This is a genomic window from Kitasatospora sp. NPDC001132 (assembly GCF_053598415.1).
In genome coordinates this window covers 46554-71435 of sequence record NZ_JBSFKF010000034.1, presented here as the reverse complement: position 1 = coordinate 71435, position 24882 = coordinate 46554, and the positions used below count along the sequence as shown (strand labels likewise).

Genomic DNA, 24882 nt, shown 5'->3' with positions numbered 1-24882 from the left:
CCCCAGGCCCCCCTCAGACCACATGAACGACTCTCGACTTACGAAAGAGGGCTTGACGACCAGTGCTTGACGTCAACTTCTTCGACGAGCTCCGCATCGGCCTGGCCACCGCCGACGACATCCGCCAGTGGTCGCACGGCGAGGTCAAGAAGCCGGAGACCATCAACTACCGCACCCTGAAGCCCGAAAAGGACGGCCTCTTCTGCGAGAAGATCTTCGGCCCCACCCGGGACTGGGAGTGCTACTGCGGTAAGTACAAGCGCGTCCGCTTCAAGGGCATCATCTGTGAGCGCTGTGGCGTCGAGGTGACCCGCGCCAAGGTGCGCCGCGAGCGGATGGGCCACATCGAGCTGGCCGCCCCGGTCACCCACATCTGGTACTTCAAGGGCGTGCCGTCCCGTCTGGGCTACCTGCTCGACCTGGCGCCGAAGGACCTCGAGAAGGTCATCTACTTCGCCGCCTACATGATCACCTGGGTCGACGACGAGCGCCGCCAGCGCGACCTGCCGTCCCTGGAGGCGCACGTCTCGGTCGAGCGCCAGCAGATCGAGAACCGTCGCGACTCCGACCTCGAGGCCCGCGCCAAGAAGGCCGAGACCGACCTGGCCGAGCTGGAGGCCGAGGGCGCCAAGGCCGATGTGCGCCGCAAGGTGCGCGAGGGCGCCGAGCGCGAGATGAAGCAGCTGCGCGACCGCGCGCAGCGCGAGCTCGACCGCCTCGACGAGGTGTGGGCCCGCTTCAAGAACCTCAAGGTCCAGGACCTCGAGGGCGACGAGCTGCTCTACCGCGAGCTGCGCGACCGCTTCGGCACCTACTTCTCCGGCTCGATGGGCGCGGCGGCCCTCAAGGACCGCCTCGAGACCTTCGACCTGGCGGAGGAGTCCGAGCGCCTGCGCGAGATCATCCGCACCGGCAAGGGCCAGAAGAAGACCCGTGCGCTCAAGCGCCTCAAGGTCGTCTCCGCGTTCCTGCAGACCACCAACAAGCCCAACGGCATGGTGCTGGACTGCGTCCCGGTCATCCCGCCGGACCTGCGTCCGATGGTGCAGCTGGACGGTGGCCGCTTCGCGACCTCCGACCTGAACGACCTGTACCGCCGCGTCATCAACCGCAACAACCGCCTGAAGCGCCTGCTCGACCTCGGTGCCCCCGAGATCATCGTGAACAACGAGAAGCGCATGCTCCAGGAGGCCGTCGACGCGCTGTTCGACAACGGCCGCCGCGGCCGTCCGGTCACCGGCCCGGGCAACCGCCCGCTGAAGTCCCTCAGCGACATGCTGAAGGGCAAGCAGGGTCGTTTCCGTCAGAACCTGCTCGGCAAGCGAGTCGACTACTCGGCCCGTTCGGTCATCGTCGTCGGCCCGCAGCTCAAGCTGCACCAGTGCGGTCTGCCGAAGGCCATGGCGCTGGAGCTCTTCAAGCCGTTCGTGATGAAGCGCCTGGTCGACCTGAACCACGCGCAGAACATCAAGTCGGCCAAGCGCATGGTCGAGCGTGCCCGTCCGGTCGTGTGGGACGTGCTCGAAGAGGTCATCGCCGAGCACCCGGTCCTGCTGAACCGTGCGCCCACCCTGCACCGCCTCGGCATCCAGGCCTTCGAGCCGCAGCTGGTCGAGGGCAAGGCCATCCAGATCCACCCGCTCGTCTGCACCGCGTTCAACGCGGACTTCGACGGTGACCAGATGGCCGTCCACCTGCCGCTCTCCGCGGAGGCGCAGGCCGAGGCCCGCATCCTGATGCTGTCCTCGAACAACATCCTGAAGCCGGCCGACGGTCGCCCCGTCACCATGCCGACCCAGGACATGGTGCTCGGTCTGTTCTTCCTGACCTCGGACCGCGAGAACGTGAAGGGCGCCGGTCGCACCTTCTCGTCGACCGCCGAGGCGATCATGGCCTTCGACGCCCGGGACCTGGACGTCCAGGCCCCGATCGAGCTGCGCCTGCCGGCCGGCACCGTCCCGCCGCGCGGCTGGACCGCCCCGGTGGACGAGGACGGCCAGTCGACCTGGTTCGACGGCGAGCCCTTCCGCCTGACCACCACCCTGGGCCGCGCGCTCTTCAACGAGCTGCTGCCCGAGGACTACCCGTTCGTCGACTACGAGGTGGGCAAGAAGCAGCTCTCCGCGATCGTCAACGACCTGGCGGAGCGCTACCCCAAGGTCGTCGTCGCGGCGACCCTGGACAACCTGAAGGCGGCCGGCTTCCACTGGTCGACCCGTTCGGGTGTCACCGTCTCGATCTCGGACGTCATCGTCCCGCCGAGCAAGCCCCAGATCCTGGAGGGCTTCGAGGCGAAGGCGGAGAAGGTCCAGAAGCAGTACGAGCGCGGTCTGATCACCAACGACGAGCGCAAGCAGGAGCTCGTCGGCATCTGGACCCAGGCGACCAACGAGGTCGCGGACGCCATGGCCGCGAACTTCCCGAAGACGAACCCCATCTTCATGATGGTCGACTCGGGTGCTCGTGGAAACATGATGCAGATGCGCCAGATCGCCGGTATGCGTGGTCTGGTGTCGAACGCCAAGAACGAGACCATCCCGCGACCCATCAAGGCGTCGTTCCGTGAGGGTCTGTCCGTGCTGGAGTACTTCATCTCCACCCACGGTGCCCGTAAGGGTCTGGCCGACACCGCCCTCCGTACCGCCGACTCCGGTTACCTCACCCGTCGTCTGGTCGACGTCTCCCAGGACGTCATCATTCGCGAGGAGGACTGCGGCACCGAGCGCGGCCTGAAGCTGGCGATCGGCTCCGTGGGTGCGGACGGCGTGCTGCGCAAGGCCGACGACGTCGAGACCAGCGTCTACGCCCGCATGCTCGCCGAGGACATCACGGTGGACGGCAAGCTCCTCGCCACCGCCAACACCGACCTCGGTGACGTCCTGATCGACGAGCTGATCCGCCACGGCATCGGCGAGGTCAAGACCCGCTCGATCCTGACCTGTGAGTCGGCCGTCGGCACCTGCGCCATGTGCTACGGGCGCTCGCTGGCCACCGGCAAGCTGGTCGACATCGGTGAGGCGGTCGGCATCATCGCCGCCCAGTCCATCGGTGAGCCCGGTACCCAGCTGACCATGCGTACCTTCCACACCGGTGGTGTGGCCGGTGACGACATCACCCAGGGTCTGCCCCGTGTCGTCGAGCTCTTCGAGGCCCGTACCCCGAAGGGCGTGGCTCCGATCTCGGAGGCCGCCGGCCGGGTCCGGATCGAGGACACCGAGAAGACCCGCAAGCTGGTCATCACGCCGGACGACGGCAGCGACGAGATCGCCTACCCGGTCTCGAAGCGCGTGAAGCTGCTCGTCAGCGAGGGCGAGGCGGTCGAGGTCGGCCAGAAGCTGACCATGGGTGCCACCAACCCGCACGACGTCCTGCGCATCATGGGCCAGCGTGCCGTCCAGGTCCACCTGGTCGCCGAGGTCCAGAAGGTCTACAACTCGCAGGGTGTGTCGATCCACGACAAGCACATCGAGATCATCATCCGGCAGATGCTCCGCCGCGTGACGATCATCGAGTCGGGCGACGCCGAGCTGCTGCCCGGCGAGCTGGTCGAGCGCGGTCGCTTCGAGCAGGAGAACCGCCGCGTCGTCGCCGAGGGCGGTCACCCCGCCTCCGGCCGTCCGCAGCTGATGGGTATCACCAAGGCCTCGCTGGCCACCGAGTCCTGGCTGTCGGCCGCCTCCTTCCAGGAGACGACCCGGGTCCTCACCGACGCGGCGATCCACGCCAAGTCGGACCCGCTGCTGGGCCTCAAGGAGAACGTCATCCTCGGTAAGCTCATCCCGGCCGGTACGGGTCTGCCCCGCTACCGCAACATCCGGGTCGAGCCGACCGAGGAGGCCAAGGCCGCGATGTACTCGGCCGTCGGCTACGACGACTACGACCTGTCGCCCTTCGGCGCCGGCTCCGGCCAGGCGGTCCCGCTGGACGACTACGACTACGGCCCGTACACCGGCTGAGTCGCGTAGCACCGACCGCAGGGCGGTCACCCCGATCGGGGTGACCGCCCTGCGGCGTTCCCGGGCCCTTTCGGGGCCGCGTGGGCGGCGGACGGAATCCGATTAGGTCATTCGGCCGAAGTCACGTAAGCTCGTGTTCACCGACGCGGGGTGGAGCAGCTCGGTAGCTCGCTGGGCTCATAACCCAGAGGTCGCAGGTTCAAATCCTGTCCCCGCTACTCAGTACGAAGGGCCCGGAGGCATTCAGCCTCCGGGCCCTTCGGCGTTCCCGGGGCGGGCGACTCCGTCGTGCGGGGGAGGGGCGGGAACCGCTCCGGCGGGGGAGGTGGCGGGGGAGGCGGCCGCGGGAGGGTTCTCGGCGTCGGGACGAGGGCTCACGAAGGGGTCGGGGATGAAGCGGGTGCTGGGCGCGGTGGCGATCACGGCGGGGGTCGTGCTGGGGATGCAGGGGTGCCTGCCGTTCGGGGGCGAGGACGAGCACCGGACGCTGAGCTACGGGGTGGCGGAGCCGGTCCGGGAACTCGTCGTCGAGGGGATCAACGGCGGTGTGGTGGTGAACGGCGGCGGCGACGGCGTGCACGTGGTCGAGCGGCAGAACTACTCGGGGGACGTACCGAAGAGCAGCCACGAGGTGGCGGACGGCGTGCTGAAGCTGACGTACGACTGCGATCACTGCGGGATCGGCTACACGGTGCAGGTGCCGGCCGGGACCAAGGTGCGGGTCAAGCAGGGCAACGGCGGCGTCAGGCTGTCCGGGCTGGCCGGCGAGGCGGAGGCCGAGGTGACCAACGGCGGCGTCGAGGCCGACGGGCTGCGGTCCCCGAAGGTGCGGCTGACCGCGGTGAACGGCGGGGTGCGGGCCGACTTCGCGGTGGCGCCGTCGACGGTCGAGGCGAGCACCACGAACGGCGGGGTGCGGCTGCGGGTGCCGGCCGGGGAGGCCTACGCGGTGGACGCCCGGGCCTCGGTCGGCGGGGTGGAGGTGGGCATCCCGTCGAAGCCGGGGGCGGAGCGCCGGATCACCGCGCGGGCGGACACCGGCGGTGTGACGGTCACCGGTGCCTGACCGGGCCGTTCCGGAGGTCCTGCCGCTGGGGCATGATCTTCTCCGCGGGGGCGGCGTCCCCGGCTACGGGGGAGGTGCGGTGGTGGAGCGCGCGGCGCGGTGGCGGACGGGGCGGATCCGGTGGGAGTGGGCGACCGGCCCGAGCCCGTACGTCCTGGACACCTTCCTGGCGGTCTGCTCGGCGGTGGTGTCGGTCTGGTCGGTCTACCACGACGACACGGACTGGCCCTGGTGGGTCTACCTGCTGGCGGTGTCCACCGCGCTGTTCCTGCCCTGGCGGCGGCGGATCACGCTGCCCCTCATGGTCGTGGGCAGCGTGCCCGCGGTGCTGGTGACGGTGCTCGCGCACTCGGCGAACCCGCAGCTGCCGCTGTACGCGGTGATCGGGATGTACACCGTGGCGGAGCGCTTCCCGGACTGGCAGCGCTGGCCGGTGCTGGCGTTCGTGGTGGTCGCCAACGTGATCGGCACCCATTCGCCGAACGGCGCGCTGTTCAGCGTGCTCACCTCGGCCGGCTCCTTCGTGTTCGGCTCGCTGGTGCGCGCCCAGCGGCAGTTGGCCCGGGTGCAGGCGGAGCGGGCCCGGGAGGCCGGTGAGCGGGCGGCGAGCGACGCGGCCCGGGCGGTGGCGGAGGAGCGGGCCCGGATCGCCCGGGAGATGCACGACATCCTGGCGCACGCCGTCTCGCTGATGGTGATCCAGGCCGAGGCCGGGCCGGTGGTGGTGCGCAGCGATCCGGACCGGGCGATCCGCGCGTTCGACACCATCGCCGACGCGGGCCGGGACGCGATGGTCCAGCTGCGGCGGGTGCTCGGGGTGCTGAAGGACCCGGAGGCGGGCCGGCAGCTGGCGCCCCAGCCCCGGCTGGCCGAGCTCGCCGGGGTGGCCGATCGGGTGCGCGCGGCGGGGCTGCGGGTGGACCTCGAACTCCCGGCGGAGCAGGACCGGCTGCCGGCCGACGTGGAGGCGGCGGCGTTCCGGATCGTGCAGGAGGCGCTGACCAACACGGTCAAGCACGCCGGGGCGGACCGGGCGGCGATCCGGGTCCGGCGGGCCGGGGAGGTGCTGGAGGTCGTGGTCTCGGACAACGGCCGTGGGGTGCCGGCGCCCGCCGGCCGTACCGTGGTCGGCTGGTCCGGCGGCCGCGGGCTGGTCGGCATCCGCGAGCGGGCGGCGGCCTGCGGCGGGCGGGCCGAGGCCGGGCCGGGCCCGGAGGGCAGGGGTTTCCTGGTGAGCGCCCGGCTGCCGCTGGGCACGGGCGAAGTGGTGGAGGGAGTGGGCGGATGACGCCGATCCGGGTGGTCGTCGCGGACGACCAGGAGCTGGTGCGGGCCGGGTTCGGGATGATCCTGGACGCGCAGCCGGACATCGAGGTGGTGGCCGAGGCCCGCGACGGCGCCGAGGCGGTCGAGGCGGTGCGCGCGCACGGCCCGGACGTGCTGCTGCTGGACGTCCGGATGCCGGTGATGGACGGGCTGGAGGCGGCCCGCCGGGTGTGCGCCGAGTTCCCGGCCACCAAGGTGATCATGCTGACCACCTTCGACATCGACGACTACGTCTTCGACGCGCTGTACGCGGGCGCCAGCGGCTTCCTGCTCAAGGACGTCCGGCGGGACGACCTGGCGCACGGGGTGCGGATGGTCGCCTCGGGGGAGGCGCTGCTCGCGCCCTCGGTGACCAGGCGGCTGATCGGCGAGTTCGCGGCCCGCCGGCCGGGGGCGCCGGAGCGGGCGGTGCGGCCGCCGTCGCGGCTGCTGGAGCAGCTGACCCTGCGCGAGCAGGAGACGCTGCGGCTGATCGCGCGCGGGCTGTCCAACGCGGAGATCGCGGCCGAGCTGGTGGTCAGCGAGCACACGGTGAAGACGCACGTCAGCAATGTGCTGAGCAAGCTCGGGCTGCGGGACCGGGTGCACGCGGTGGTGTTCGCGTACGAGGCCGGGGCGGTGGTGGCGGGGGAGTCCTGACGGGCTCCCCCGTGCGAGGGAGGCGGCCCTTTCGCCGGTGCGGGCGATCCGGGACGAGGGCGCGGGCGGCCAGGCTCTGCGGTGTCGGAACGGACCACACCACCGGAGGTCAGGATGAACGCCACGTCGGACGCCCGCACCACCCGCCTCGCCCGCCTCACCCCGTACGCCGTCGTCGGCGCCCCCGCGCTGATGGCGCTCTACGGCGGCATCCGGCTGGTGCCGGGCTCCCGGGCGCCGGGCCCCGGATGGACGGCCGGCCACGCGGCGATGTTCGCCGGGCTGCTGCTGTTCGTCCCGGTCCTGCTCGCCCTGCACCGGCGGCTCGCCCCGCGTGGCACGGCCGGGCGGGTCGGGGCCGGGGCGGCCCTGGGGACGGCCTTCGCGGGGCTGCTCTGCTCGCTGGCGCAGATCGGCATCGACCTGGTCGTCGGGCTGGTGGCGGCGGACAAGGCCGAGCAGTCCCGGCTGTTCGACCGGGTGCAGGGCGTCCCCGGCGTGCTGCCGGCCGTCTACCAGGTCGGGCCGCTGCTCTTCTACGTCGGCCTGCTGGCGCTGCTGACCGCGGCGGCGGCGGGCCGCTCCCGGACGCTGCGCTGGTGGAGCCCGGCGCTGGTGCTGCTCGGCACCCTGGCCAGCGGCGTCGACCTGGCCCTCGTCCCGCTCGCCGCCGCCTGCTACCTGCTCGCCCTGGCCCCGCTGGCCCGCCCGGCCGCCGCGCCGCGGGCCGCGCTGGCCTGATCCGCGCGCTTCGGCCCGAAACGGCCCCCGCCGGATTTTCGGTGGCCGCCGGCGGGCCGTCGGCCGTACCGTCCGGGGTATGAACGCGAAGCGCCCCCTGGTCGCCGTGCTCACCGGCGCGGGCATCTCGACGGACTCCGGCATCCCCGACTACCGCGGCCCGAAGGGGCTGTGGCAGAAGGACCCGTCGGCGCAGGAGCTGGTCACCATCGAGCCGTACCTGGACGATCCGCGGGTGCGCCGGCGGGCCTGGCGGATGCGGCTGGAGACGGCCGCCCCGGCCGCCGAGCCGAACGCCGGGCACCGCGCGCTGGTCGACCTGGAGCGCTCCGGGCTGCCGACGCGGGTGCTCACCCAGAACATCGACGGGCTGCACCAGAAGTCCGGGCTGACCGCCCGCAAGGTGCTGGAGCTGCATGGCAACCTCCGGGAGACGCAGTGCCTGCGCTGTCGGATGGTCGGCCCGATGGCGGAGGCGCTGGCGCGGGTCGAGGCGGGGGAGCCGGACCCGGAGTGCCGGGAGTGCGGGGGGATCCTCAAGCCGAACATCGTGATGTTCGGCGAGAACCTGGACCCGGAGGTGCTCGGTCAGGCCGACGCGATCGTCCGGGCCTGCGACGTCTTCATCGCGGTCGGCACCAGCCTCCAGGTGTTCCCGGTGGCGGCGCTGCCGTACAACGCGGTGAAGACCGGGGCGAAGCTGATCATCGTGAACGGCGAGCCCACCCCGTACGACGAGGCCGCGGCCGAGGTGATCCGGGAGCCGATCTCGGAGGCGCTGCCGAAGCTGGTGCGCCGACTTGTACGGGAATGGGCCTGATCAGGGGCCGGAAGGTCGTATTCCCGGATGTACCGCGTGCGTACGATGATCGTTCCGGCTTCCCCCTTCTGGCCTGGAGTGATCGACCGATGACGACGACGGCGAAGTTCGACCCCTGGTCGGCGGAGTTCGTGGCCCACCCGTACGACGCGTACGCCGAACTGCGCGAGCACGCGCCGGTGACGTACTTCGAGCCGACGAACCAGTGGCTCGTCTCGCGCTTCGAGGACGTCAGCGCCCTGCTGCGCGACCGGCGACTGGGCCGCACCTACACCCACCGCTTCAGCCACGAGGAGTTCGGCCGCACCGCGCCCGACCCGGCGCACGAGCCCTTCCACACCCTGAACGACCACGGGCTGCTGGACCTCGAGGGGCCGGACCACACCCGGCTGCGCCGGCTGGTCTCCAAGGCCTTCACCCCGCGCATGGTCGAGGGCCTGCGCCCCACCGTGCGCCGGCTGGCCGGGGAACTGGTCGACGAGCTGCTCGCGGCCGGCGGCGGCGACCTGATCGCCGCCGTCGCCGAGCCGCTGCCCGTCGCCGTGATCGCCGAGATGCTCGGCGTGCCGGAGGGCGACCGGCACCTGCTGCGGCCGTGGTCCGCCGACATCACCGGGATGTTCGAGCTCAACCCGAGCGAGGAGGTCGCCCGCCGGGCCGTCACCGCCAGCATCGAGTTCTCCGACTACCTGCGCACCCTGATCCGCGAGCGCCGGGCGAACCCGGGGACGGACCTGATCAGCGCGCTCATCCAGGCCCAGGAGGGCTCCGACGCGCTCAGCGAGCAGGAGATGATCTCCACCTGCGTGCTGCTGCTCAACGCCGGCCACGAGGCGACCGTCAACACCACCGGCAACGGCTGGTGGGCGCTGTTCCGAAACCCCGGGGAGCTCGCCCGGCTGCGCGGCTCGGTCGACGAGCTGCTGCCCACCGCCGTCGAGGAGCTGATGCGCTGGGACACCCCGCTGCAGATGTTCGAGCGCTGGGTGCTGGAGGACATCGAGGTCCGGGGCGTCACCATCCCGCGCGGCGCCGAGATCGCCCTGCTCTTCGGCTCCGCCAACCGCGACCCCGAGCGCTTCGCCGACCCGGACCGCCTCGACCTCGGCCGCACCGACAACCCGCACATCACCTTCGGCGCGGGAATCCACTTCTGCCTCGGCGCCCCGCTTGCCAGACTGGAGCTCACCGAGTCCTACGGCACGCTGCTGCGCCGGGCCCCGGGCCTGCGGCTGGTCCGTGAGCCCGAGTGGAACCCGGGCTACGTGATCCGCGGGCTCAGGGAGCTGCTGGTCGAGGTGTGACGGAGGAGGGGGAGCTGCCGTGGGCAAGGCGACGGGGGCGCTGTTGGGTCTGGCGATCGGGGACGCGCTGGGCAAGGAGACCGAGTTCCACGAGGTCGAGGAGATCGCCTGGAACCATCCCGACTGGCGGCGACTCCCGCTGCCCGAGCGGGCGCTGGTCACCGACGACACCCAGATGACGCTCGCCCTCGCCCGTGGCCTGCGCACCGCCCTGGAGCGCGGGCCGCTCACCCCGCTGCGGCTGGAGCGACCGGTCCGCGAGGAGTTCGTCGACTGGTGGCGCTCCCCGCAGAACAACCGCGCCCCCGGCATGACCTGCCTGCGCGCCTGTCAGCGGCTCAGCCACCCCGAGCACCGCTGGCAGCAGGCCAGCGACGTCGGCTCCAAGGGCTGCGGCGCCAACATGCGGGTCGCCCCGGTCGGACTGGTCCGCGGCCTGGACGCCCGGCAGCTCTCCGGCGCCGCCCAGCTGCAGTCCGCGCTCACCCACGGCCACCCGACCGCCCTCGCCGCCGGCGACCTCACCGCGTACGCCGTGCGGCGGCTGGCCGAGGGCGTCCGGCCGGCCGACCTGCCCGCGGCGCTGCGGGCGTACGCGCTGGCGAGCCGGGAGCGGTACGACGAGTTCTGGCTCGGCGACCTCGCCGACCGCTGGCACGACCCCTCCCCGCAGGCCGGCACGGCCCGGGGCTGGGAGGAGTGCCTCACGGTGCTCGACCGACTGGACGCCGCGCTCGCCGCGCCCGACGTCGAGGCCGACCCCTGCCTGGCCACCGGGGAGGGCTGGATCGCCGAGGAGGCCCTCGGCACCGGCCTGCTCTGCTTCCTGCTGCTGCCCGACGACCCGGTGGCGGCCGTCCGCCGGGCCGCGTACTCCAGCGGCGACTCCGACTCGCTGGCCTGCCTGACCGGCGCCTTCGCGGGCGCCCACCACGGCGAGGCGGCCTGGCCGGCCGACTGGGTGGAGCGGATCGAGCACCGGGACGAACTGCTGGAGTTCGGGGCGCTCTGGGACTGATCCGGGGCCCCGCCGGGCGGGGCGGGCCGGGCGGAACCGGTCGGCGGGGCGGCGCGTCGAAGGGCCATGACGAACCGCAGCACCGCACCCCGTCGCACCCCCCGCCGCCCGGCGGCGCTGCTCCTCGCGGCCGCGCTCGCCGCGCCGCTGCTCGCCGGCTGCGGCAGCACCGGAGCCGCCGCGCCCGTGGAGCTCCGGGCGTCCGCGCCCGCGAGCCGGCCGGCCGTGGACCCGGCCCAGGTGGCCGCCACCGCGGCGGCCACCGACGCCTTCGGCCTGGACCTCCTGCACGCCCTGACCGCCCAGCCGGACGCCGCCGGGAGCAACCTGGTGGTCTCCCCGTCCGGCCTGGCCACCCTGCTCGCCATGCTGCTGCCCGGTGCCCGCGGCACCACCGCCGGGGAACTGGCCAAGGCCCTGCACACCGGGCTCGACCCGCGGCAGTACGCCTACGCCACCGGCGCGCTGAACCGGCCGGTCCCGGCCACCGGCAAGCTCACACTGCGCCGCAGCGACGACCTCTGGACGCAGCAGGGCCTGGCCGTGGAACCGGACTACCTGGCCACCCTCGCCGCCGCCTTCGACACCGGCGTGCACCAGGCCGACTTCGCCAAGAACCCGGACGGGGCCCGCAGAACCGTCAACGCGGCCGTGGAGAAGGCCACCGACGGCCGGATCAAGGACCTGTTCGGCCGGGACGCGATCACCTCGAACACCCGGCTGGTGCTCACCGACGCGCTGTACCTCAAGGCCGAGTGGGCCTCCGCCTTCAAGCCCTCGCACACCGCCGACCGCCCGTTCCACAAGCTCGACGGGTCCACCCCGGCCGTCCCCACGATGGGCCAGACCGGGGAGTTCAAGTACGCCGACGGCTCCGGCGGGATCGTCGGCGAGCCCTGGCAGGCCGTCGAACTGCCATACGCGGACGGCGGGCTGGCGATGGACCTGATCCTCCCCGGGCAGGGCGGCTTCACCGCCTTCGCCAAGGGCCTGGACCAGCCCCAGCTGGACCGCATCCTCGGCGCGCTCACCGAGCGGCCGGTCGACCTCCGGCTGCCGCGCTTCCACTTCGGCACCTCGAAGGAACTCACCCCCGCGCTGCGCTCGCTCGGGGTGGAGGCGGCCTTCGACCGGGCCGACTTCGGCGGCATCGCCAAGGACCCGCTGGCCGTCGGCACCGTGGTGCAGAAGGCCACCATCGAGGTCGGCGAGCAGGGCACGGTCGCGGCGGCCGGCAGCGGTGCCGGGATCGACGTGGCGGTGGCGCCGAACGTCGAACGGCCGGTCGAGATGCACCTCGACCGGCCGTTCCTGTTCCTGATCCGGGACACCCGGAGCGGGGCGCCGCTGTTCCTCGGCCAGGTCACCGACCCGCAGGCGCCGTAGGGCCCGTCCTCACACTCGCGCCCGCGCTACCAGGCTGGGTAGCGCCCGCCGAGCCCGGGGTGCAGCGGGTCGCGGCTGCCGAACAGCACCAGCAGGTCGTCGGCGACCTGCCGCAGCTCCGCCCGGCCCTCGACCGCCCCGGCCCACTCGGCGGGCAGCGCCGCCGCGCCGTACGCGGCCCCGACCAGGTTGCCGCAGACCGCGCCGGTCGAGTCGCTGTCCCCGGAGTGGTTCACCGACAGCAGCAGCGCGGTGCGCACCGGGTCGGGGTCCAGGGTGGCCGCCAGCAGCGAGTACACCGCGATGGCCAGGCACTCCTCGGCGACCCAGCCGAGCCCGACCCGCTCCACCGTCTCCGCGGCCGGCTCGGCCTCCTGGGCGAGCCGCACCGCCCGGGCCAGCGCCTGGACGGTCTCCTTGGAGCTCGGCAGCTCGCGGATCTGCTCCACCGTCTCGCCGACCGCCGCCCACGGCTCGGTGCCGTCCGCGAGCCGCTCGATGAGCGCCGCGAAGGCGCCCGCCGCGAGGTAGCCGGTCGGGTGGCCGTGGGTGAGCTGGGCGCACTGCACCGCCAGTCCGAAGGACTGCTCGACGCCCAGCCGGGCCAGCCCGAACGGCGCCGAGCGCATCACGGTGCCGCAGCCCTTGGAGCCCGGGTTGATCGGCCCGGTCAGCCCGATCGCCGACGGCGCCTCGAACACCGGGTGCTCGGACACCCCGCTCAGGCAGGCGTTGCCCGGCGCCCGCCGCGCGTACAGGAAGGGCCGGCTCAGCAGCCAGCCGTCGTACGGGTGGGGCTGCGGCTCGGTGTCCGGCGCGCCCTGGTACTGGGTCCGCAGCCAGCGGCGGTAGGCGCCGTGCACGGCCTCCGGCACCGAGCCGCCGCCGCCCGTCCAGCCGCGGACGAAGCCGCGGATCAGACCCTCGGCGGTGAACAGCGTCATCTGGGTGTCGTCGGTCACCTCGACCGGTCCGGGCCCGGCCGGCAGCGCGGTCACGCCCTGCGGCCCGTACCGGTCCTGGATCTGGTGGAGCTGCTGGAACTCCACCGGCCAGCCCAGCGCGTCGCCGATCGCTCCACCGAGCAGTGCTCCGCGCACCCGGTCCCGGTACCCCGATTCCGCCGCCGGTTCCGTCACGTCGAGTCCCCCTTCGTTCCTGGCGGACTACGTTCTATCAGGTCCCCGGGAAGCGGGGCGGCTCTTGTGGATCTTGCGCGGGTCGGGCCGGGACCGGTGGGGCCGGCCGGGCCCACCGGCGCCCTCAGTGGCGGATCGCCCCGGCGCGCCCGTGCAGCGTGGCCCGGTCGGCGGCGGCGCGTCCGGCCGCCCAGCCCACCCCGTCGCTGACCCGCACCCGCTGCGAGACCAGCTTCGGGAACAGCCGGCCGACCTCCTCGTCCACCGCCTCGGAGCGGGCGGCGAGCGCGGGCAGCAGCCGCTCGTCGGGCAGCAGCTGCTCCTCGGTGCCGTCCTCGCGCAGGTGCCGCCCGGCCGCGGCGGCGCTGGTGGCGCGCTCGGTCGCGGCGGTCAGCCGCTCCCGGATCCGCGCCGCGTACGCGACCAGGAAGGACTGCCGGAACGCCTTGCTGCGCGAGTCCCTGCGGGAGCCCGCCTTGTTCATCGCGTGGGTGGCCTGCACCAGCAGCGAGGTGTAGAGCAACTCGACGCCGTCCAGGTCGCCGTCGAAGCCGACCACGGTGCAGAAGCCGAACTCCTTCGCCCACACCACCCGGCACCGGTTGGCCGCCGCGACCGCGTCCAGCAGCATCGTCTTGGGGCCCTCGTACGGGTTGTCCACCCCGATCCGCAGCGCCGCCGGGGTGTCGCGGTCGGTGCCGTCCACGGCCAGCAGTGCCTCGTCGATGCTGTGCTGGGCCATCAGCTGCTGGGCCTTGGCGGTCAGCGCCTCGGCCTCCTCCGGGTACTCGGTGGACTCGGCCTTGGCCAGCAGCGCCCGGATCCGCGCCAGCATCCGCGGCTCGCCGGCCGCAGGCGCCGAGCGCCGCGGCCGCACGGCCTGCCCGGGGGCGGGCCCCACCGGGGCGATCGGCGGCAGCCGGCCCCAGGTGCGCAGCAGCTCCAGGACGGCGGTGGCGAGCGCGAAGCGGTCCAGCCGGTGCCGGTCGGCGAAGGCACCGAGGTACTCCTCGTCGCCGGACCACCACACCTCGGCCTCCAGCTCGCGCAGCTGCTCCAGCCAGCGCCGGTCCAGGGCGGCCGCCGGGTGGCGGCGGCCCTCGGCGGCGATCAGGTCCACCGCGAGGGCCAGGTGGACGGGCTTCAGCTCGCGCCGCACCACCCGGACCAGGTCGGCCGGCCGCCACCCGGCGGACCAGCAGCGGCCGACGGCGGTGTCCGCGTGGCCGAGCAGCGCCCGGCCGACCTCGGGCCACTGCCCGGCCGAGGCGGCCAGCAGCGACGCCCCGGTGTCCAGGGCGAGGTCCAGTGCGTCCTCGGGGGCCGTCAGCACCGACCGCACCGCCTGCTCCAGCAGCGGTCCGGCGGTCCCGGCCTGCTGCGCGCGCTCGCCCACAGTCTGTCCCTGCTCTCCTCGACGGTCCGGCCTCCTGCCCATGATGCCGGAGCCGTGGCGGGAACCCGCCGGGGAGCGGGCCGGGCCGGTGCGGCGGCCCGGCTCAGCGCTCGATGGCCTTGGCCAGGATCTCCGGCGTGCGCTCCAGCAGCCGGCTCGCCGCCATCCGCACGCCCAGCGCCGCGACCAGGGCGCCGTAGAGCGGGCCGATCAGCAGCACCGGCCAGCTCGGCCCGTCCGAGGCCAGCGCCCAGGCGAGGTAGCCGCCGACCGGCAGCGCCAGCACCGTGACGCCGAACATCGAGCCGAACTGGTTGAGCAGGATCAGCCCGCCCTGCCCCGGGGCGGCGTTGCGCATCGGGTTGCTGTCGGCCGGCATGGTGTACGGCGCCAGCACGCTGAACATCGAGCCCAGCGCGATCCCGCAGCCGAGCAGCGCCAGCGCCAGGCCGAGCGCCGACGGCAGCTCGCCCCACCGGCCGGTGACGGCCGCCAGCACCAGCCCGAGCACCACCGTCACCGGGACGGCGTACGACAGCACCGCGTACGCCCGGCCGCGCAGCTCGGACCGGGCGTCGGCCGGGGTGCGCAGGGTGGCGGCGACCATCCAGAACGCCGAGCCGTCCATGCCGAACAGGTTGAGCATCTGCAGCCCGAGGAACACCCCGGTCATCGCCAGCAGGTACACGCTCGCCCAGCCCTGGACCATCGACAGCACGCAGATCACCAGCGTCATCCCGATGCTGGTGAACAGCGCCGCCTTGGCCCGCGGCTCGCGCCAGGCGTACCGCAGGTGGCGCTGCATCACCGCGCCGGTCCGCCCCTGGGGCAGGAAGCCCCACCCGCGCGCGTTGCGCACCCCGCGGGCCACCTCCAGGGTGGAGGAGTCGGCCGTCACCATCAGCTCCTGGAGGCTCCGCCGCCACCAGCGCAGCAGCAGCGCCAGCAGCGCGGCGGTCGCGGCGAGCTGGAGCAGCGCGAGCCCGTACCGGCCCTCGCCCGCGGTGCGCGGCGCGTCCGCCGCGCTGATCGGCGGGATCCAGCGCAGCACGGAGGCGATCGGCTTCAGCGGGGTGAGGTCGATCGGCCCGCCCCGGCGGCCGAGGATGCTCTGCGAGCCGACGTTGGCGACCTGCACCAGCAGCGCGAAGGCCAGCCCGCCGAAGATCGCGAAGTCCTTGCCGCGGCGGCTGGAGAGCATCCGGGCGTTGCCCGCCGCGACCGCCCGGGAGAGCGTGACCAGGCAGAGCACCGCGAGCGGCACGCCCGCCACCGCGACCGCGGCCGAGGCGCCTCCCGCCGCGCCGGCCAGCACCGCGCCGGTGACCAGCACCAGGGTGATCAGCGGCCCCGGCCCGATCAGGGCGGCCAGCAGCGAGCCGCGCAGCAGCGGGCCGGGCCGCAGCGGCAGCATGGTCAGCCGGGTCGGGTCGGCGCTCTCGTCGCTGGAGAAGAGGAACAGCGGCAGCGCGGCCCAGCCCAGGGTCAGCACGCCGAGCAGCATCACCCCGGCGTCCCCGGAGCCGGTGTACCGCCCGTTCAGCGCGGCCATCGCGACGGCGATGCCGGCCGCGAAGGCCAGGCCCACGACGCCGCCGATCACGTAGACGGTGGTCCGGCCGGGGCTGCGCCGCAGCCCGTTGCGCAGCAGCCGCAGCTTGAGCGCCACCAGGGCACGGACCACCGTCCGCCCGTCCGGCACCGGAGCCGTGACTCCGCCCGTCACCGGAGCCGTGACCCCGCCCCTCACCGGTCGACTCCGGCCTGGCCGCCGCCGAGCCAGCCGAGCACCTGCCCGTCGTCCTCGCGCACGCCGATCAGCTCCAGGAAGGCCTCGTGCAGGCTGCGCCCGCCCCGGACGGAGTCCAGCGGGCCCTGGGCGATCACCCGGCCGGCGTTGACCACCGCGACCCAGTCGCAGAGCTGTTCGACCAGCTCCATCACGTGGCTGGAGAACACCACCGTGGAACCGGCCGCCGCGTACCGCTTGAGCACGCCGCGGATGGTCTGGGCGGAAACCGGGTCGACGCCCTCGAAGGGTTCGTCCAGGAACAGCACGTCCGGGTTGTGCAGCAGGGCGGCGGCGAGGCCGATCTTCTTGCGCATGCCGGTGGAGTAGTCGGCGACCAGCTTGTCGGCGTCCCGGCCGAGGTCCAGGACGGCCAGCAGCTCCTCGGCCCGCCGGTCCACCTCGGCGCCGGGCAGGCCGCGCAGCCGCCCGGTGTACTGGAGCAGCTCGCGCCCGCTGAGCCGCTCGAACATCCGCAGGCCCTCGGGCAGGATGCCTATTCGGGCCTTGACCGTGACCGGGTCCGCCCACACGTCGGTGCCGTGGACCAGGACGGTGCCCTGGTCGGGCCGGAGCAGCCCGGTGACCATCGACAGCGTGGTGGTCTTGCCGGCGCCGTTCGGCCCGACCAGGCCGACGAACGCCCCGGCCGGAAGCTCCAGGCTCAGCCCGGCCACGGCTGCCTGGGTGCCGAAGTGCTTCCAGAGCCCCTGGATGCTGACGGCGGACTGGGTTCCCGGTCCGGGGAGGTCGGAGGACGGCGGCGCTGACGCCTGCATGGCGGCCTTCTCTGCTCGTGGTGGGACATCGTCGTGGCTGGGGACCAGCCTGGCATTGCTCGAACGGGCTGTCGCCCGAGTTGAGCATCCCTTGAGACCGTCCGCCGAACGGCCCAGGCGCGCCGCCCCGACGTCCTCTTCCCTGTCACTGGTCCGATTCGGCAACTACCCGGTCCCGTCGTTCGTCCTGCACTATGAGTGAGCAGTGACGTGCGCGGGGGTGCCGCGCTACCGGGAGGTGGCGGATGTCCGTACAACGATGGGGCGAGCCCGGTTCCGGCTATCCGCCCGGCAGGCAGCCGGCGGCGGGCTGGCAGCCGGCGCCCCCGGTGTCCCCGCAGGCCGTGATGCGGGCGGGCCACGCCGACCGGGACCGCACGCTGGACGTCCTCAAGGCCGCGTTCGCCGAGGGACGGCTCACCATCCAGGAGTACGAGCAGCGCCACGAGGCGGCGGCCGGGGCGCAGACCTACGGCCAGCTGGCCGCCCTGGTGGCCGACCTGCCTTCCGGGCCGATGACGGCGCCGCCGATGACCGCGCCGCAGCCGGTCCCGGCGACCTTCCTCCCGCCGCCCCCGCCGCCGCCCCGCCCCACCAATGTGCTCGCGGTCACGTCGTTGGTGCTCAGCCTGGTCTGCGTCTCGCTGCCCGCCGTGGTCACCGGCCACATCGCCCGGTCGCAGATCCGCCAGCGCAACATGGACGGCGACTGGGCGGCCGTCCTCGGCCTGGTCATCGGTTACATGGGCACCGCTTTCTGGACCTTGTTGATCCTGCTGGGTACCGTCTGACCCGCTGGTACCGCCTCCGTCGTCGGTGGACCGCACCGGGCCGGACCGACTCGGCGGGCCTCCACCGGGAGGGTGCCATTAGTCCCTCAGGGCTCGGTTCGGTACGGTCTTCTCGTCCATGGCTGACCGTTGCCTGTTACATCTCGTCGATGCGAGCACCCACCGCGCCCGGCCGTGGGCGCCGCACGCCGAGTTCGGACCGACCCCGAAGGCCCATTTCCAGATGATGATCACTGCCGTCAAGAGCATCGCCGAGCGGCTCGCGTCCTCACCCCGGCGGCTGTGGGCGGTCGCGTTCGCGATCCTCTTCGCGCTGAGCGCCTCCTGGTCGCTGACGACTCCGATCGGCGGCGCGCCCGACGAACCCGCGCACATCATCCGGGCGGGCGCGGTCGCCCGGGGCCAGGTCAACGGCGAGGAGGTCATGACCCCGCACACGGTCGGCGGGATCCAGGGCTACTGGGCCGAGAGCGGGGTGGTGCTCCCGCGGATCTACGAGGACCTCGCGGAGACCCACTGGTGCTACGCCTTCAAGTCCTGGCAGTCGGCCGACTGCGCGCCCCCGCTCAAGCAGCGCTCCGGGACGGCCGAGGTGACCACCTCGGCGGGTCGCTACCACCCGGCGTACTACTTCGCCGTCGGCTGGCCCAGCCTGCTGCTCCCCGGCAAGACGGCCTTCTACCTGATGCGCCTGATCTCGGCCGCGATCTGCTCCGCCCTGGTGGCGAGCGCGGTGGTCTCGGCGGCCGAGTGGCGCCGGCGGTCCCTCAGCATCCTCGGCGTGGTGGCGGCCACCACCCCGATGTCGCTGTTCATGTTCGGCGTGGTCAACCCGAGCGGCCCGGAGATCGCCGCGGGCATCCTGGTCTGGAGCTCCGCCGTGGCGCTGCTGATGAACCCGGACCCGCAGCTCCTGAGCCGCCGCGTCGCCCGGCTCGGCATCGGCGCGGTGGTGCTGATCAGCATCCGGCCGTTGGGCCTGATCTGGCTCAGCGGGGCGGTCTTCTTCGCCCTGCTGCTCGGGCGCAGGGGCGTGCTGGGCGACATCCTGCGCCATCGGGCGACCTGGGCCTGGGGCGCCGTGGCCGCGGTCTCGGCCGGCGTGGCCCTCGTCTGGTCCTCGACCCATCCGGACAACTCGACCATCAACGCCCCGAGCAACTTCACCCCGCTGTCCGCGGCCCGTCAGACCTTCGACAACGGTCTGCTGTACATGAAGCAGATGATCGGCTACTTCGGCTGGCTGGACGCCGAGCCCCCGGCCGCGACGCTGCTGCTGTGGTGCGCCGTGGCGATCGCCCTGGTGCTGCTGGCGCTCTGCTACGCGCGGCTCAGGGACACCCTGGCCGTCCTGGGGATCCTGGTCGGGATCGTGGCCATACCCCTGGTGGCCCAGGCCATGCAGGCGCAGAAGGTCGGCATGATCTGGCAGGGCCGCTACCTGCTCCCGTTCGCCGTCGGGTTGCCGATCGTGTGCGCCGCGATCTGCCACGAGCGGCTGCCGCGGGGCGGTTTCGCCTGGCGCCGGCTGATGGTGCTCTGCTCCTTCGCGCTGGCCCTGGCCGACTTCGCGGGGTTCATCTGGGCGCTGCGCCGCAACACGGTCGGTACCGGCGGTTCGTTCTTCATCAGCCCGGCCCACTGGTCGCCGCCGTTCGTGGGCTGGCAGCCCTGGGTGCTGGTGTACGGGGCGGGCGTGCTGGCGCTGGGGCTGCTCGTCGCCCTGTCGGACCGGAAGGGGACGGACCGGCCGCAGGACGAGTCGGCGTCGGCCGGGACGTCCGGGGACGGTGCCGACGACGGGAGCACCCCGCTCGCCGCCGCCCGCGCGGAGGCGTAGGGTTTCGCCCTGCGGGGGGCTCTCGGCCGTGATATGGGCGGCACCGGCGCCGGTTCCCGTCCCGTTTCGAGGCCAGGCCCCGCGACCTGCGGCGTTGCATTTGTTTTGACCGCGCCCGATGCGCTAGGTACGCTCTGACCTTGTGCCTGGGGTGTCCCCGGGTCCTTGTGCGTGCATGCACACCGGTCGCCGCGCCGAGCCGGAGCGCCTCCCAGCGCGCCGCGCGTAGAGCGCCGTCGCTGTACATCAGCCATGGGATTCCGTGTCGTAACAAGCCCAACACACCCGACCGCGTGGGTCGACCACGGGGCCGGGTGCGAGGGAGACACCGCAGGTTAGTTTCACCAAGCCTTGGCACACAGAAAACGGAGAAACGGTGCCTACGATCCAGCAGCTGGTCCGAAAGGGCCGGCAGGACAAGGTCGAGAAGAACAAGACTCCCGCGCTGAAGGGCTCCCCGCAGCGCCGTGGGGTCTGCACGCGTGTGTACACGACCACCCCGAAGAAGCCGAACTCGGCTCTCCGCAAGGTCGCCCGTGTGCGCCTCACCAGCGGGATCGAGGTCACCGCTTACATCCCGGGCGAGGGCCACAACCTGCAGGAGCACTCCATCGTGCTGGTGCGCGGTGGTCGTGTGAAGGACCTTCCTGGTGTCCGCTACAAGATCATCCGCGGTTCGCTCGACACCCAGGGTGTCAAGAACCGCAAGCAGGCTCGCAGCCGCTACGGCGCCAAGAAGGAGAAGTAAGAATGCCTCGTAAGGGCCCCGCCCCGAAGCGCCCGGTCATCATCGACCCGGTTTACGGCTCCCCGGTCGTCACCCAGCTGGTCAACAAGATCCTGCTGCACGGCAAGCGCTCCACCGCCGAGCGGATCGTCTACGGCGCCCTCGAGGGCGTCCGTGAGAAGACCGGCTCGGACCCGGTCGTGACGCTGAAGCGCGCGCTGGAGAACGTCAAGCCGGCCCTCGAGGTCAAGTCCCGCCGTGTCGGTGGCGCGACCTACCAGGTTCCGGTCGAGGTCCGTCCGGGCCGCGCCAGCACCCTGGCGCTGCGCTGGATGGTCGGTTACTCCCGCGCCCGTCGCGAGAAGACCATGACCGAGCGCCTGATGAACGAGATCCTCGACGCCAGCAACGGCCTGGGCGCTTCCGTGAAGCGTCGCGAGGACACCCACAAGATGGCCGAGTCCAACAAGGCCTTCGCGCACTACCGCTGGTAGTCCGTACCCCGTCACTAGACAGAGAGAGAACGAGCCACCATGGCTGCAACCTCCCTTGACCTCGCCAGGGTCCGCAACATCGGGATCATGGCGCACATCGACGCGGGCAAGACCACCACCACCGAGCGGATCCTGTTCTACACCGGTGTCTCGTACAAGATCGGTGAGGTCCACGATGGCGCTGCCACCATGGACTGGATGGAGCAGGAGCAGGAGCGCGGCATCACGATCACGTCGGCCGCGACGACCTGTCACTGGACGGTCGACGACGTCGACAACACGATCAACATCATCGACACCCCGGGTCACGTCGACTTCACCGTCGAGGTGGAGCGTTCGCTGCGCGTCCTCGACGGTGCCGTGACGGTGTTCGACGGTGTCGCCGGTGTCGAGCCCCAGTCCGAGACCGTGTGGCGGCAGGCTGACCGCTACGGCGTCCCGCGCATCTGCTTCATCAACAAGCTGGACCGCACGGGCGCGAACTTCTTCTTCTGCGTCCAGACCATCGTGGACCGCCTCGGCGCCACCCCGCTGGTCATGCAGCTCCCGATCGGTGCCGAGTCGGACTTCCAGGGCGTTGTCGACCTGGTCCGCATGAAGGCGCTGGTCTGGTCCGCCGAGGCCGCCAAGGGCGAGATGTACGACATCGTCGACATCCCGGCCGACCTGCAGGAGCAGGCCGACGAGTACCGCGAGGCGCTCATCGACACGGTCTCGAACGTCAGCGACGAGATCATGGAGCTCGCCCTCGAGGGCGAGGAGATCCCGGTCGAGCTGCTGCAGGCCGCGATCCGCAAGGGCACCCTGAACTCGGACTTCACCCCGATCTTCTGCGGTACCGCCTTCAAGAACAAGGGCGTCCAGCCCCTGCTCGACGCGGTCGTCAAGTACCTGCCGTCCCCGCTGGACATCGAGTCCATCGAGGGCACCAAGCCGGGCGACGACACCGTCAAGATCTCCCGCAAGGCCTCGGACGACGAGCCGCTCGCCGCGCTCGCGTTCAAGATCATGTCGGACCCGCACCTCGGCAAGCTCACCTTCGTCCGGGTCTACTCGGGCCGCCTGGAGTCCGGCACCTCGGTGCTGAACGCCGTCAAGGGCAAGAAGGAGCGCATCGGCAAGATCTACCGCATGCACGCGAACAAGCGTGAGGAGATCGAGTCGGTGGGCGCCGGCGACATCATCGCCGTCATGGGCCTGAAGCAGACCACCACCGGTGAGACGCTGTCCGACGAGAAGAACCCGGTCATCCTGGAGTCCATGGACTTCCCGGCCCCGGTCATCCGCGTCGCGATCGAGCCCAAGTCCAAGGGTGACCAGGAGAAGCTGGGTGTCGCCATCCAGCGTCTCGCCGAGGAGGACCCGTCCTTCCAGGTCAACACGGACGAGGAGACCGGCCAGACCATCATCGCGGGTATGGGCGAGCTGCACCTCGAGGTGCTGGTCGACCGTATGCGCCGTGAGTTCAAGGTCGAGGCCAACGTCGGCAAGCCGCAGGTCGCGTACCGCGAGACCATCCGCCAGGCGGTCGAGCGCATCGACTACACCCACAAGAAGCAGACCGGTGGTTCCGGTCAGTTCGCCAAGGTGCAGATCGCGATCGAGCCGCTCGAGCAGGCCGAGGGCTACGAGTTCGTCAACAAGGTCACCGGTGGCCGCGTCCCCCGGGAGTACATCCCGTCGGTCGACGCCGGTTGCCAGGAGGCCATGGAGTTCGGCATCCTCGCCGGCTACCCGCTGCAGGGTGTCCGCGTGAGCCTGCTCGACGGCCAGGCCCACGACGTCGACTCCTCCGAGCTCGCGTTCAAGATCGCCGGTTCGATGGCCTTCAAGGAAGGCGCGAAGAAGGCCAAGCCGGTCCTTCTCGAGCCGATGATGGCCGTCGAGGTCACCACGCCCGAGGACTACATGGGCGACGTGATCGGCGACATCAACTCTCGTCGTGGCCAGATCCGGTCCATGGACGAGCGTCACGGTGCCCGCGTCGTCTCGGCGCTGGTGCCCCTCTCCGAGATGTTCGGCTACGTCGGTGACCTGCGCAGCAAGACCTCTGGTCGCGCGAGCTACTCGATGCAGTTCGACTCGTACGCCGAGGTTCCGAAGAACGTGGCGGACGACATCATCGCCAAGGCCAAGGGCGAGTGACGTCCCGATAATCGGGACGATTGCGAAGCCTTAGGCTATTAGGAGGAATCCGGGAGGATCCGGTCGGATCCTCCCGGGGCCTCCGGCCCCCCCAGCAGCGGGACGGCACGGGATGTCCTCCGGACAACCCGCACCAAAACCGATTTCAGACCAACTGGCGTCAGCACGGCGTACAGGAACTGTCCTCAGGAGGACTCAGTGGCGAAGGCGAAGTTCGAGCGGACGAAGCCCCACGTCAACATCGGCACCATCGGTCACATCGACCACGGCAAGACCACGCTGACCGCGGCCATCACCAAGGTGCTGCACGACGCGTACCCGGAGATCAACCCCTTCACGCCGTTCGACCAGATCGACAAGGCCCCGGAGGAGCGTCAGCGCGGTATCACCATCTCGATCGCGCACGTCGAGTACCAGACCGAGGCGCGCCACTACGCCCACGTCGACTGCCCGGGTCACGCCGACTACATCAAGAACATGATCACCGGTGCCGCCCAGATGGACGGCGCCATCCTCGTGGTCGCCGCCACCGACGGCCCGATGCCGCAGACCAAGGAGCACGTCCTCCTGGCCCGCCAGGTCGGCGTTCCGTACATCGTCGTCGCCCTGAACAAGGCCGACATGGTGGACGACGAGGAGATCCTGGAGCTCGTCGAGCTCGAGGTCCGCGAGCTGCTCTCCGAGTACGAGTTCCCGGGCGACGACCTGCCGGTCGTCCGCGTCTCCGCGCTGAAGGCGCTGGAGGGCGACAAGGAGTGGGGCGAGAAGCTCCTCGGCCTGATGCACGCCGTCGACGAGGCCATCCCGACCCCGGCCCGCGCCGTGGACCAGCCGTTCCTGATGCCGATCGAGGACGTCTTCACGATCACCGGTCGTGGCACCGTCGTCACCGGTCGTATCGAGCGCGGCATCCTCAAGGTCAACGAGACTGTCGACATCATCGGCATCAAGGAGACCAAGACCACCACCACGGTCACCGGCATCGAGATGTTCCGCAAGCTGCTCGACGAGGGCCAGGCCGGTGAGAACGTCGGTCTGCTGCTCCGTGGCATCAAGCGCGAGGACGTCGAGCGCGGCCAGGTCATCATCAAGCCGGGTTCGGTTACCCCGCACACCGACTTCGAGGCCCAGGCCTACATCCTGTCGAAGGACGAGGGTGGCCGCCACACCCCGTTCTTCAACAACTACCGCCCGCAGTTCTACTTCCGTACCACGGACGTGACCGGCGTCGTGACCCTCCCCGAGGGCACCGAGATGGTCATGCCGGGCGACAACACCGCCATGACCGTCGCGCTGATCCAGCCCGTCGCCATGGAGGAGGGCCTGAAGTTCGCCATCCGTGAGGGTGGCCGCACCGTCGGCGCCGGCCAGGTCACCAAGATCGTCAAGTAATCTGACGCTCTGACCTGCCTGCCTCGTACAGGCTCGGTCCGAAGGGCCCCGCGCACTCCGAGTGAGCGGGGCCCTTCGGCGTGTCGGGATATCGAATCGACGGCGATCAGGTAACAGGTCCGTTGAGAGTGGGC

At 71.8% G+C, this 24882-nt stretch carries 19 protein-coding genes and 1 tRNA gene; 16 read left to right on the top strand and 4 right to left on the bottom strand.

The window, feature by feature from the left end:
* Positions 1-62 precede the first annotated feature (62 nt).
* The 10 genes from ACWDBE_RS32295 (at position 63) to ACWDBE_RS32250 (ending at position 12256) form a co-directional block, all read left to right on the top strand.
* Positions 63-3956, top strand: coding sequence for a DNA-directed RNA polymerase subunit beta' (locus tag ACWDBE_RS32295; RefSeq protein ID WP_449788154.1), 3894 nt, complete (start codon positions 63-65; stop codon positions 3954-3956).
* A 144-nt stretch (positions 3957-4100) separates the two neighbouring features.
* Positions 4101-4174: transfer RNA gene (locus tag ACWDBE_RS32290), tRNA-Met, on the top strand.
* A gap of 173 nt (positions 4175-4347) precedes the next feature.
* Positions 4348-5022 (top strand): DUF4097 family beta strand repeat-containing protein, encoded by a 675-nt coding sequence (locus ACWDBE_RS32285; protein ID WP_449788155.1) that lies wholly within the window; start codon positions 4348-4350, stop codon positions 5020-5022.
* A gap of 79 nt (positions 5023-5101) precedes the next feature.
* Entirely contained in the window at positions 5102-6310 is a 1209-nt protein-coding gene (locus ACWDBE_RS32280; RefSeq protein WP_449788156.1) for a sensor histidine kinase, read from the top strand.
* Positions 6307-6987: a response regulator gene (locus ACWDBE_RS32275; RefSeq protein ID WP_392867426.1), complete on the top strand. Its 681-nt coding sequence runs from the start codon at positions 6307-6309 to the stop codon at positions 6985-6987. Before ACWDBE_RS32280 ends, ACWDBE_RS32275 begins: the two co-directional genes overlap by 4 nt.
* A 114-nt stretch (positions 6988-7101) precedes the next feature.
* On the top strand, positions 7102-7728 hold the full coding sequence (locus tag ACWDBE_RS32270) for a hypothetical protein (protein ID WP_449788157.1): 627 nt from the start codon (positions 7102-7104) through the stop codon (positions 7726-7728).
* Positions 7729-7807: 79 nt separating this feature from the next.
* Positions 7808-8548, top strand: a complete 741-nt coding sequence (locus ACWDBE_RS32265) for an SIR2 family NAD-dependent protein deacylase (protein ID WP_449809702.1) — start codon at positions 7808-7810, stop codon at positions 8546-8548.
* 89 nt (positions 8549-8637) lie between these two features.
* On the top strand, positions 8638-9852 hold the full coding sequence (locus ACWDBE_RS32260; protein ID WP_449788159.1) for a cytochrome P450: 1215 nt from the start codon (positions 8638-8640) through the stop codon (positions 9850-9852).
* Between the two features lie 19 nt (positions 9853-9871).
* Entirely contained in the window at positions 9872-10870 is a 999-nt protein-coding gene (locus tag ACWDBE_RS32255; RefSeq protein ID WP_449788160.1) for an ADP-ribosylglycohydrolase family protein, read from the top strand.
* A gap of 66 nt (positions 10871-10936) precedes the next feature.
* Positions 10937-12256, top strand: a complete 1320-nt coding sequence (locus tag ACWDBE_RS32250) for a serpin family protein (protein WP_449809701.1) — start codon at positions 10937-10939, stop codon at positions 12254-12256.
* 26 nt (positions 12257-12282) lie between these two features.
* Here the strand turns inward: ACWDBE_RS32250 and ACWDBE_RS32245 are convergent, their stop codons facing one another.
* The 4 genes from ACWDBE_RS32245 to ACWDBE_RS32230 all read right to left on the bottom strand — a co-directional run bounded on the left by ACWDBE_RS32245 (position 12283) and on the right by ACWDBE_RS32230 (position 17359).
* A complete protein-coding gene (locus ACWDBE_RS32245) occupies positions 12283-13395 on the bottom strand; it encodes an ADP-ribosylglycohydrolase family protein (protein ID WP_449788162.1) in 1113 nt (370 codons plus the stop codon).
* A 124-nt stretch (positions 13396-13519) separates the two neighbouring features.
* Complete coding sequence (locus ACWDBE_RS32240; RefSeq protein ID WP_449788163.1) at positions 13520-14791, bottom strand: DUF2786 domain-containing protein; 1272 nt, start codon at positions 14789-14791, stop codon at positions 13520-13522.
* A 103-nt stretch (positions 14792-14894) separates the two neighbouring features.
* A complete protein-coding gene (locus ACWDBE_RS32235; RefSeq protein WP_449809700.1) occupies positions 14895-16517 on the bottom strand; it encodes a transporter in 1623 nt (540 codons plus the stop codon).
* A 20-nt stretch (positions 16518-16537) separates the two neighbouring features.
* Positions 16538-17359, bottom strand: coding sequence for an ABC transporter ATP-binding protein (locus ACWDBE_RS32230; RefSeq protein ID WP_449788165.1), 822 nt, complete (start codon positions 17357-17359; stop codon positions 16538-16540).
* A 245-nt stretch (positions 17360-17604) separates the two neighbouring features.
* Between ACWDBE_RS32230 and ACWDBE_RS32225 the strand changes: the two genes are divergently transcribed.
* From ACWDBE_RS32225 to tuf, 6 genes are all read left to right on the top strand, one after another.
* The gene (locus tag ACWDBE_RS32225; protein ID WP_449809699.1) at positions 17605-18150 is read left to right on the top strand and encodes a DUF1707 and DUF4190 domain-containing protein; all 546 of its coding nucleotides are present in this window, start codon (positions 17605-17607) and stop codon (positions 18148-18150) included.
* A gap of 223 nt (positions 18151-18373) precedes the next feature.
* Complete coding sequence (locus ACWDBE_RS32220) at positions 18374-19990, top strand: DUF2142 domain-containing protein (protein WP_449809698.1); 1617 nt, start codon at positions 18374-18376, stop codon at positions 19988-19990.
* A gap of 376 nt (positions 19991-20366) precedes the next feature.
* Complete coding sequence (rpsL, locus tag ACWDBE_RS32215) at positions 20367-20738, top strand: 30S ribosomal protein S12 (protein ID WP_014144289.1); 372 nt, start codon at positions 20367-20369, stop codon at positions 20736-20738.
* A 2-nt stretch (positions 20739-20740) separates the two neighbouring features.
* The gene (gene rpsG, locus ACWDBE_RS32210; protein ID WP_030055803.1) at positions 20741-21211 is read left to right on the top strand and encodes a 30S ribosomal protein S7; all 471 of its coding nucleotides are present in this window, start codon (positions 20741-20743) and stop codon (positions 21209-21211) included.
* Between the two features lie 39 nt (positions 21212-21250).
* On the top strand, positions 21251-23356 hold the full coding sequence (fusA, locus tag ACWDBE_RS32205) for an elongation factor G (RefSeq protein ID WP_449788168.1): 2106 nt from the start codon (positions 21251-21253) through the stop codon (positions 23354-23356).
* A gap of 198 nt (positions 23357-23554) precedes the next feature.
* Positions 23555-24748 carry an elongation factor Tu gene (gene tuf, locus ACWDBE_RS32200; RefSeq protein WP_355253441.1) on the top strand — a complete coding sequence of 398 codons (1194 nt, stop codon included), beginning with the start codon at positions 23555-23557 and terminating at the stop codon, positions 24746-24748.
* The last annotated feature ends 134 nt before the right edge of the window (positions 24749-24882 follow it).

Excerpts from the sequence above, each read along its gene's own strand:
- ACWDBE_RS32285 (WP_449788155.1), top strand. The coding sequence starts at position 4,348 with ATGAAGCGGGTGCTGGGCGCGGTGGCGATCACGGCGGGGGTCGTGCTG.
- ACWDBE_RS32275 (WP_392867426.1), top strand. The coding sequence starts at position 6,307 with ATGACGCCGATCCGGGTGGTCGTCGCGGACGACCAGGAGCTGGTGCGG.
- ACWDBE_RS32270 (WP_449788157.1), top strand. The coding sequence starts at position 7,102 with ATGAACGCCACGTCGGACGCCCGCACCACCCGCCTCGCCCGCCTCACC.
- ACWDBE_RS32265 (WP_449809702.1), top strand. The coding sequence starts at position 7,808 with ATGAACGCGAAGCGCCCCCTGGTCGCCGTGCTCACCGGCGCGGGCATC.
- ACWDBE_RS32260 (WP_449788159.1), top strand. The coding sequence starts at position 8,638 with ATGACGACGACGGCGAAGTTCGACCCCTGGTCGGCGGAGTTCGTGGCC.
- ACWDBE_RS32250 (WP_449809701.1), top strand. The coding sequence starts at position 10,937 with ATGACGAACCGCAGCACCGCACCCCGTCGCACCCCCCGCCGCCCGGCG.
- ACWDBE_RS32230 (WP_449788165.1), bottom strand. The coding sequence starts at position 17,359 with ATGCAGGCGTCAGCGCCGCCGTCCTCCGACCTCCCCGGACCGGGAACC.
- ACWDBE_RS32225 (WP_449809699.1), top strand. The coding sequence starts at position 17,605 with ATGTCCGTACAACGATGGGGCGAGCCCGGTTCCGGCTATCCGCCCGGC.
- ACWDBE_RS32220 (WP_449809698.1), top strand. The coding sequence starts at position 18,374 with ATGATGATCACTGCCGTCAAGAGCATCGCCGAGCGGCTCGCGTCCTCA.
- rpsG (WP_030055803.1), top strand. The coding sequence starts at position 20,741 with ATGCCTCGTAAGGGCCCCGCCCCGAAGCGCCCGGTCATCATCGACCCG.
- fusA (WP_449788168.1), top strand. The coding sequence starts at position 21,251 with ATGGCTGCAACCTCCCTTGACCTCGCCAGGGTCCGCAACATCGGGATC.